At 74.5% G+C, this 9,465-nt stretch carries 2 protein-coding genes; both read right to left on the reverse strand.

The genetic code is table 11. The annotated features are described in order from the left end of the window. On the reverse strand, positions 1-1,242 hold a 1,242-nt coding region (locus EAO76_RS40670; protein ID WP_148841272.1), incomplete at its 3' end, for an MFS transporter. 1 nt (position 1,243) lies between these two features. After that, complete coding sequence (locus EAO76_RS40675; protein WP_148841273.1) at positions 1,244-9,451, reverse strand: non-ribosomal peptide synthetase; 8,208 nt, start codon at positions 9,449-9,451, stop codon at positions 1,244-1,246. Between the last annotated feature and the right edge of the window lie 14 nt (positions 9,452-9,465).

The following is a 9,465-nucleotide window of genomic DNA, read 5'->3' on the forward strand; positions in this document are numbered from 1 at the left end:
GCCCGCGACGGCCGGGGCGGGCGGGCGGCGGCCCCGTACGGCCCCTCGTACGAAGAAGGCGCCCGCGAGGATCTGGAGGACCGCGAGGACCGTGAAGACCGTGCTCGCGGAGAGTGATTCCGCGGCTGTTCCCGCGCCGACGAGCCCCAGTGTTCCTCCGGTGAGGCCGGCGGCGGCGATCACCGTGAGGGTGGCCGAGCGCAGGGGCGCCGGGATGCGAGTGGTGCGGACCGCGATCATCGGGGCGTTGGACAGGCCGTTGAGGAGGCCGGCGACCGCGAGGACGGCTGTCAGTCCGGCGGGTCCCAACGGCAGCGGCAGCGCGGCGAAGGCCGCGGTCTGGCCGAGCCGGCCGCAGACCGCCAGCCGGGTGGCCGAGACCCGTTTCAGTGCCCGGCCGACGAGCAGGGTCCCGAGCAGCGCGCCCCCGCCGAACGCGCCGAGCAGCACCCCGGCGAGTGCGGAGGATCCGCCGTAGTGGAGCAGGGCGAGGACGGGCAGCATCGCGAACAGGGCCTGCCACGTCGTCTCGCCGAGGATCTGTGCGATCGTCCAGTCGCCGAGCAGCTTGTCCCTCCACAGGATGCGCAGGGCGTCGTGGAGTCGGTGCCGGGTCCGGCCGGCCGACAGGACGATGCCCCGCGGCAGGCCGTGCCGGAGCAGGAGGGCCGATGCCATGTAGCTTGCCGCGTCCAGGCACAGCACTGTCGACGCACCGAGCCAGGCGATGAGCAGTCCGGCGACGGGGGGCCCGAGGAGGACGGTGAAGCGGGTGGCGCCCTGGAGTGTCGCGTTGGCCCGGCTGAGCCGGGTCTCGTCGTCGCCGACGAGGCTCGGGAGCAGGGTCTGCTGGCTCGCGGTGTAGGGGGCGTAGAAGGACCCGATCGCGAACAGCAGCAGCATGAACACGGGCAGCGGCAGCAGGTCCGCGTGGTGCAGGAGCGGCACGAGGGCGACCAGGGGGCCGCGGGTGAAGTCGGCGACGAGCATCACCCTGCGGGGTCCCAGGCGACCGGCCAGGGAGGCTCCCATGACGCCGAAGACGGCGACGGCGATCATCTGGGCCGCCATCACGATGCCCATGGCCCTGGACGAGTTCGTGGTCTCCAGGACGAACCAGGGCATCGCGATGGCGCTGAACTGGGAACCCGTCATGGACAGGACCTCGGCGGCCAGCACCGTGCGCAGCACGCGGCGGGGCGCCGGCCGGGGCGCTCCAACGTTCGCGGAGGATGGCACCATGTCAGGTCCTCGTGTCGGGTGTGCCGGTGGGCGCCGTCGTGGTGCCGGGGGCTTCGGCGTCGGTCTTCCTGCGGGATTCGTCCGCGGGACGGACGGGTGGCGGATCACCGGGCAGCGGTTGTCCGGTGGCCCGTGCGCGACCGGCACGTGCCGCCGCCGCCCCGCGGGATGCCGCCTGCCTGGCTCGTGCCGCGCGCGCGTGGAACGCGTCGGTGCGGGAGGCGGCCGGCGGGGCGGCGCGGGCGGTGAGCGAGCGTGCCAGCGCCGCGACGGTGGGGTGCTCGAAGAGGGCCACCAGGGGCAGCGGTGCGCCGAGCCGCTCGACGAGCAGGGCGTGCAGTGCGGCGAGGGTGAGGGAGTTGCCGCCCAGGTCGAAGAAGTTGTCGTGTGCGCCGATCTCCGCGAGGCCCAGTACTTCGCTCCACGCGGCGGCGATCAGTGTTTCGGTGTCGCCGGACGGGGCGACGCGGACGGCGGCCACCGGAAGGTCGGCCCGCCCCGGCCGGGGAAGCCGCGTCGGATCGACCTTGCCGCTGGTGGTCAGCGGGAGTGCGGCGAGCCAGACGACCGCCTCGGGCACCAGATGGGACGGCAGCCGGGAGCGCAGCCCTTCCAGCAGTTCGACGGTGGTCGGACGTGGTCCGTCCGCGGGCACCAGGTAGGCGACGAGGCTCGGTGAGGCCTGCGGGTCCCCGTGGACCACGGCCGCCGCGACGGCGGGGTGCCGCAGCAGCGCCGTCTCGATCTCGCTCGGCTCGATCCGGTGTCCGCGGATCTTCAACTGGCGGTCGAGGCGGCCCAGGTACTCGATGGTGCCGTCCGGGAGGCGGCGGCCCCGGTCGCCGGTGCGGTATTCCGTCGGCGCCCCGTCGCCGGGGCCGGTGGCCCCGAAGCGCGCGCGGGTGAGTTCGGGGCGGCGCCAGTAGCCCGCCGCCGTGCCGGAGCCGCTCAGCACGATCTCCCCCGTGACGCCGACCGGGCAGCGCCCGCCGTGCGGGTCGAGTATCCGGGCCTGGGTGCCGGTCACGGGCCGGCCCAGGACGTTGAGCGGTCCCTCGGCCTCGGCGTCCAGGTCGTGGGTGAGCGCGATGACGGTGGACTCCGTGGGGCCGTAGGCGTTGCGAACCCGGTACCCGGTGCCGGACGGCGGTCTGCGGGTGAGCGCCGCCGCGCCGACGATCATCCACCGCAGGTGCGGCAGCGGCGGGTCGGCCGCCCAGACCGACTCGGCGAGCGGCGTGGCGAGCAGCACCACCGACACCCGCCGGTCGTCGAGCCACCCGGGGAGCGTCCCGACGGCGAGCGGCCCTTCGTACGGCACGACACAGGCACCGTTGGCCAGGGCGGACCAGACGTCCCACTGGGTGGCGTCGAAGGAGACGCCGAGCAGCTGGCCGACCCGGTCCCCGGGGCCGAGGGCGAACGACTCCCTTCCCCACAGGGCGAGTTGGGCAAGGCCGCTGTGGCGGACGGCCACTCCCTTCGGCTCACCGGTGGTCCCGGAGGTGTGGACGACGTAGGCCGTTGCCCGCGGGTCCGTGGACGGAACCTCCGGGGCGCCCGGGCGGGGAGCGTCCGGGTGGGCTCCGCACTCCGCTGTCGCGGGTCCGGCCCCGGGCGCCCCGGAGGCGGACGCTCCTTCGCGCACCGGCGCCGCGGGGCGGGGTCCGGGCGTCTGCGTCGCCGCCACGGTGAGGACGGTGGCTCCGGTCGTGCCGTGGCCGGCCGCCGTCCGCCGGTCGGCGGTCAGGACCGCGCAGGCGTCCAGGTCCGTCAGTATCGCGTCGACCCGGACGGACGGGGTCGCGGGGTCAACGGGGCAGAAGGCCGCTCCCGCGTACCAGGTGGCCAGCATGGCGACGATCAGGTCCGCTCCCCGGTCGAGCAGCAGCGCGACCACCGGGTCCTCGGGCCGCAGGTGCGGACGGATCCGGGCGGCCAGTGCCTCGGCCCGGGTGTGCAGGGCCCGGTAGCTCAGCACACCGTCCGTCGTCTCCACCGCCGGTGCGTCCGGCGTGTGCCGGATCCAGTGGGCCACGAGCGCGGGAACGCTGGTGGCGAGCGCGGGTTCGCCGCCGTTCTCCCAGTCGGCCAGGCGTTCCGCTTCCCCGCGCCCGACGCCCTCGTCCCCGTGCCCCGCGCCGGCTGCCGCGTCGGTTTGCCCGCCGAGGAGGTCGAGCGCGTCGACACGTGTGTCCAGGGTCGTGGGCAGTGCGGTGAGCAGGCGGCCGAAGAGGACGGCCAGTTGCTCGACGTCGGCACGGCGGTAGCGGTCGCCGCGATAGGCGATGCCGGCGCCCAGTGTGCCGCCGTGCAGCGAGAGGACCACGGTCAGCCCGAGTTTGCCGAGGTGGCCCGCTCCCTCTCCGGCCAGGGGCAGCCGGATCAGCGGGCTGCCCGCGAGCCGGGCCGGGCGGTCGGGCTCGGTCTCCAGGCTCAGCGTCACATCGGCGTACGGGGTACGGCCGGGCCTGCGGGCGGGGTTGAGTCGCTCCACGACCTCCTCGAAGGGCGCTCCGCCGTGCTCGTACGCGTCCAGTGCCTCCGTTCGTACCGCACGCAGCAGGTCGAGCAGGGTCGCGTCGTCCGCCGGACGCGACCTCAGGAGCACCGTGTTCAGGCAGGGGCCCAGCAGACCGGCGAACTCGGGGCGGTCGCGGTGGGTCAGCGGCGTGGCGACGACCACGTCGTCCCGGCCGGTCCACCGGTGCAGCAGGGCGGCCAGGGCGCCCGCCGCGAGCTGGTACGGCGTGAAGTCGTACTGCCGCTGCACCGGGCGCATCCGTTCCAGCAGGTCCGCGGGCAGCGGCACCGCGACCGAGGCGTTGGGTCCCGGTGCGGCGGGGGCGGGGAAGTCCAGGTACTGCGGTGCCCCGGCGAGGTGTTCTTCCCAGTACGCCAGGTCCTCGGCGCGCCGCTCGCCGCCCCGCTCGGCCTCCTGGGCCATGACGAAGTCCCGGTACTGGGTCCGCCGTGCGGTGTCGTCCGGCCGGGCGGCCGGTGCGGTGGCCGACGGGTCCCGGTCGGGAGCGAGTCGGTCGAGCGGGAGGTCCAGGACCGAGGGCAGTGCGGTGAGCAGGGCGGCGAGCCGGTGTGCGAGGCGTGCGGCCTCTGCCGGGGCGACCCGGTCGCCCCGGTGCGACAGCACTCCGCTGAGGCGGCCGTCCTGTTCGATCAGGGTGACGGTGATCCCGAACTTCGTCTCCCGGCGGCCCGGCTCCACCAGGAGGGGGGTCAGCGTGCCGCGGCCGAGGGCGGCGGTGCGGCCCGTGAGCAGGTTCATGTTGAGCGTGATGTCGATGTAGGGGGCGCGACCGGGCTCGCGCACCGGGTTCAGCCGTTCCAGGACGTCCTCGAACGGGGCGCCGCGGTGCTCGTGCGCGTCCAGCACCTCGGTCCGCATCGTACGGAGCAGGTCGAGCAGGGTCGCGCCGTGTGCCGGACGCGAGCGCAGGACCACCGTGTTCAGGCACGGCCCCAGCAGACCGGCGAACTCCGCGCGGTCGCGGAGCGAGGCGGGCACGCCGAAGGTGAGGTCGGGGCGGCCGGTGGTCCGGTGCAGCACCGCCGCGAGGGCGCCCGCGACGACCATGAACCACGACAGGCCGTGTTCCTGCTGCACCGGGTGGAGACGGGCCGCCAGGTCGTCGGGCAGCACCAGGGGAATCGCGCCGTGCGGCTCCGCGTGTTCGGGAACGGGGAACACGGCGCCGGCGGGTGCTCCGGCGAGGTGTTCCGTCCAGTACGCCAGGTCGGCGACGCGTCGCGCGTCGCCGCGCTCGGCCTCCTGCGCGGCGGTGAAGTCGCGGTACTGGAGCGCCGGTTCGGGAAGTCGGACGCCTTCCTCGACGGCCCGGTAGCACTGCCCGAGTTCGGTGAGCAGGGCGGGAATGGACTCGCCGTCGACGACGAGGTGGTGCAGGCACAGCAGCAGTGCGTGGCCGCGGGTGCCCAGGTCGGCGAGTGCCGGGCGCAGCAGCCGTCCCGACTCCGGGTCGAAGGGCAGGGCCGCCTGTGTCCGCAGCCAGGCGCGGAGGTCCTGCTCCGCATCGGCGGCACCGCGCAGGTCGATGTGGTCCAGTGGCGGCGCCCACGGCTCGGTCACGTACTGGCGCAGGCGTCCGCCGTCCTCGGTGAAGGCGGTGCGCAGGATCTCGTGGCGGTCGACGAGCAGGGCCAGTGCCCGCCGCAGCACGGCGTGGTCGAGGCCCTCCGGTGCGCGCCAGGCGAGCACGATGTTGTGCGCGGTGTCCTGTGCGTGGCGCTCGGCGAGCCACAGGCGCTCCTGGAACCCGGAGGCCGGCGGTGCGGGTGCCGCCGTGACCGCCCGCCGGGCGCTGTCACCGGTCGGCAGGGGCCGCGGCGGCCGGGGGGTGCCCGTCTCGTCGACGAGGTCGGCGAAGTCCTGCAGTCGGGGCCGCTCGAAGAGTGACCGCAGCGGCACGGTGACACCGAGTCGTGCGCGGACCTCGCCGAGCATGCGGACCCCGAGCATCGAGTGCCCGCCGAGGGCGAAGAAGGAGTCGTCGGCCCCGACCCGTTCCAGGTCCAGCAGGCGGGCCCACAGCCCGGCCAGTTCCGTGGCGGTGGACGTGGCCGGGGCCCGTCCGCCGGGCGTCTCCAGCGCGACGGCGGACGCGCGCAGGGCATGTGTGTCGAGCTTGCCGTTGGCGGTCAGCGGCAGGGCGTCGACGGTGCGCAGGGCGGCGGGGAGCATGTACTCGGGGAGCGTCGCGCCCAGGTGGGTGCGCAGTTCGGCCGCGGAGGGCGCCTCGTCGGGTGCCAGCAGGTAGCCGACGAGTCGGTCGTCCTCCATGAGTACCGCCGCGTCGGCCACGGCCGGGTGCTCGCGCAGCCGTGCCTCGATCTCGCCGGGCTCGATGCGGAAGCCGCGCAGTTGGACCTGGGAGTCGGCACGGCCGAGGAACTCCAGTACTCCGTCCGGGCGGTAGCGGGCGAGGTCGCCGGTGCGGAAGAGCCGTCCGGGGCCGAAGGGGTTCGGCACGAAACGTTCGGCGTCCAGTTCGGGCCGGTGGTGGTAGCCGTCCGCGACCCCGGCACCGCCGACGTACATCTCACCGACCGCGCCCACGGGCAGCAGCCGGCGCCCGCTCCGGCGGTCCAGGAGGTGCACGGTGGTGGTGGGGAGCGGGGTACCGATGACGCTGTTGCCGCGCTCGGCGTCCGCAGGGGTCACGGTGTGCGCGGTGACGTGCACGGTCGTCTCGGTGATGCCGTACATGTTCACCGGACGTACCCGCGGATGGCGGTCCAGCCACGGTGCGAGCAGGGCGGGTGCCAGCTGCTCCCCGCCGAGTACGAGATAGCGCAGGTGGTCGAGCGGGTCGGGCTCCTCCTGTTCGGCGCTCAGCAGCTGGCGGAACGCGCTGGGCGTCTGGTTGAGCACGGTGACCCGTTCGCGGCGCAGCAGCTGCCAGAAGCGGCGGGGGTCGCGGGAGTCGTCCTCGGGGACGAGGACCACCCGGCCGCCGTGCGCGAGGCCGCAGAACAGTTCCCAGACGGAGAAGTCGAAGGCGTACGAGTGGAACATCGTCCACACGTCCGCCGGGCCGAGGGCGAGCGGGAGGCGGTCGTTGTCGATCAGTCGGACCGCGTTGCGGTGGCTGATGACGACGCCCTTGGGGCGGCCGGTGGTACCGGAGGTGTAGATGCAGTACGCGGGTGCGTCGGGGCCGACCCCGGGCAGCGGGCCGACGGGGGCCTGCGAACGGCGGGCCGCTGCTTCGAGCACGCCTGCGGCCAGGATCTCCCCGGTGTACGCGTCCGGGACCGTCGCCGCGGCGGCCTTCCCGTCGGATGTGTCCGGCACGACCACCCGGCGGGCGCCGGAGTCGGCGAGGATGAACTCCTTGCGCCCGTCCGGCAGAGCGGGGTCCAGCGGCAGGTAGGCGCCGCCCGCCATCAGCACGGCGAGCATCGCCTCGATCTGCGCTACGCCGCGGGGCAGCAGCAGCGCCACCAGTTCGCCGGGCAGGACGCCGTGCGCGACGAGCCCGGCCGCCAGCAGTTCGGCCCGCTCCAGCAGCTCGCCGTAGGTGTGGTGCCGTGCGGGTTCGTCGGTCGCGTCGGTGAGTGCGACGGCCTCGGGATGGTTCACGGCCCTGTCGCGCAGCAGGCCGTGAAGGGTGGTTTCCGGGTAGGCGGCGTCGGTGGCGTTCCAGACCGCCAGCTGGGTGCGCCGCTCGTGGCCGGTCAGCGGCTCCGCCGCGCCGACCGGCCGGTGCGGCTCGGCGAGCAGGATGTGCAGGAGTCGGACGTAGTGCTCGGCCATCAGGCGCATCTGCGCCTCGTCGAAGTAGAGCGCGTTGAACACCAGTCGTCCCGCGCAGCCCTGTCCGCCGGGGCCGCCCTGTCCATCGGGTCCGCCCCGTCCGTCGGGCCTCAGGAACAGGTGCAGGTCGTACTTGCCGTGGCCGCCGCCCGGTTCGACCGTCCCGACGGCGGCGCCGTCCGGAGAAGTGAGGGGGGCGGGATCGTCGGCCCAGGTGAACAGGACGTCGAACAGGGCGGTTCGGCTCATGTCCTTGGCCGGGTCCAGCCGCCGGACCAGTTCGTCGAACCAGGCGAGTTCGTGCTTCCGTGCTCCCGCGAGCTCTGCTCCGACGTGCATCGCCAACTCGTCGAACGTGGCGTCGGCGCGGGGCCGCAACCGCAGGGGCAGCAGGTTGGCGAGCGGGCCCACCACCCGGCGGTCCCGGACGCCGCGGCCGTGGTGCGCGACGCCGACGACCATCTCCTCCTGGCCCGAGTACCAGCCCAGCAGGGCGGCGAAGACGGCGAGGTGGACGTCCTGGCGGGTCAGACCGTGGCGCTCGGCGAAGGCCGTGACCGGCAGGTCGTCGGGGAGCAGCAGGGGGACGGACTGCTCCCGGTAGACGTGGACCGCGGCGCGGGGGCGTCGTTCGGGCAGCCGCAGCGGGTCCGTGTCGCCGCGCAGGTCCTCGGCGCGGGTGTCCAGGTCGGTCCGCCGGTCCCGCTCCGGGCGTGCGGCGAGCCACGCGTGATAGCTGCTGCCGGTGGTGGCCGCGCCGTTCAGTGCGGCCAGCAGGTCCTCCGCCACGACCAGCAGCGACGTACGGTCGACCACCGCCTGGTGGCCGAGGAGGGCCAGCCACGTCGTGCCCCCGGGCGACGGCCGGACAACGGCCACGCGCAACAGCGGCCCCCGGTCGAGATCGAAGGGTTCCGAGGCCCACCTCCGCAGTGTCCCGGGCACCTCGCCCCCGGGCACCTCGCCCCCGGGCACCTCGCCCCCGGGTTCCTCGTTCTCGGGGTCGGGGTCGGGGTCGGGGTCGAACCAGTGCGCCACCACCCGGGCGTGGCGGTGAACGCGCTGCACGGTCCGGTCGTCGGTCGTGGTGAGGTCGGTGCGCAGGGCCTCGTGCGCGGCGACGACCTGGTCGACGGCCTCCTGGAGGCGCTCGGTCGTGGGCGCCCGGTCCAGACGCAGGAACAGGGGCAGGTTGTGGTAGACGGGCGAGGCCGGATAGAGACTGCCCTTCTCGAACCGGTCGATGAACGCGATGCGTTCCTGGTGGGCCGAAGCGGGGTGCAGCGTGTGGTCGGCAGGTGCGGTCCCGGGCGCCGCCGCGTCGGGGGAGGAGCGCGGTGGGCCTGCCGGGTCCGCCGCCGTCGAGTCCGTCACCGGGTCCGGCGTCGCCGGGTCCTCCGCCGTCGCCGAGTCCGCCGCGGCTTCGTCGTAGCAGTCGGAGAGCTCGCCCAGGAACATCCCTGCGGACTCCCCGTCCCACACCAGGTGGTGCAGGCAGACGAAGAGCGTCTGTTCTCCCTCGTCCGTCTCCAGCAGCGCGGCCGTCAGCAGCCGGCCGTCGGCGGGGTCGAAGCGGTGGCCGGCGGCCCGGTCCAGCCAGTCCCGCAGTGCGCTGCCGCGGTCCTCGTGGCCGCGCAGGTCGACGTGGTCGAGCCGGGGCCGCCACTCCTCCCCGACCTGCTGCCGCAACCGTCCGCCGTGCTCGACGAAACGGGTGCGCAGGATCTCGTGCCGTGCCACCAGCAGTTCCAGAGCGCGGGCCAGGGCCTCCGGTCGCAGCGGGGCACCGGGGACGCGCCAGGCCAGCGGCACGTTGTAGGTCCCGGTACCGGGGTCGACCCGCTCGGCGAGCCAGATGCGCTGCTGGAAGGCGGCGGCGGGGAAGAAGGCGTCCTCCTCGCGTTCCCCGGACCCCACCGGCTCCCCGGAAC

The organism is Streptomyces sp. sk2.1 (genome assembly GCF_008120935.1).
Classification (GTDB): Bacteria; Actinomycetota; Actinomycetes; order Streptomycetales; family Streptomycetaceae; genus Streptomyces.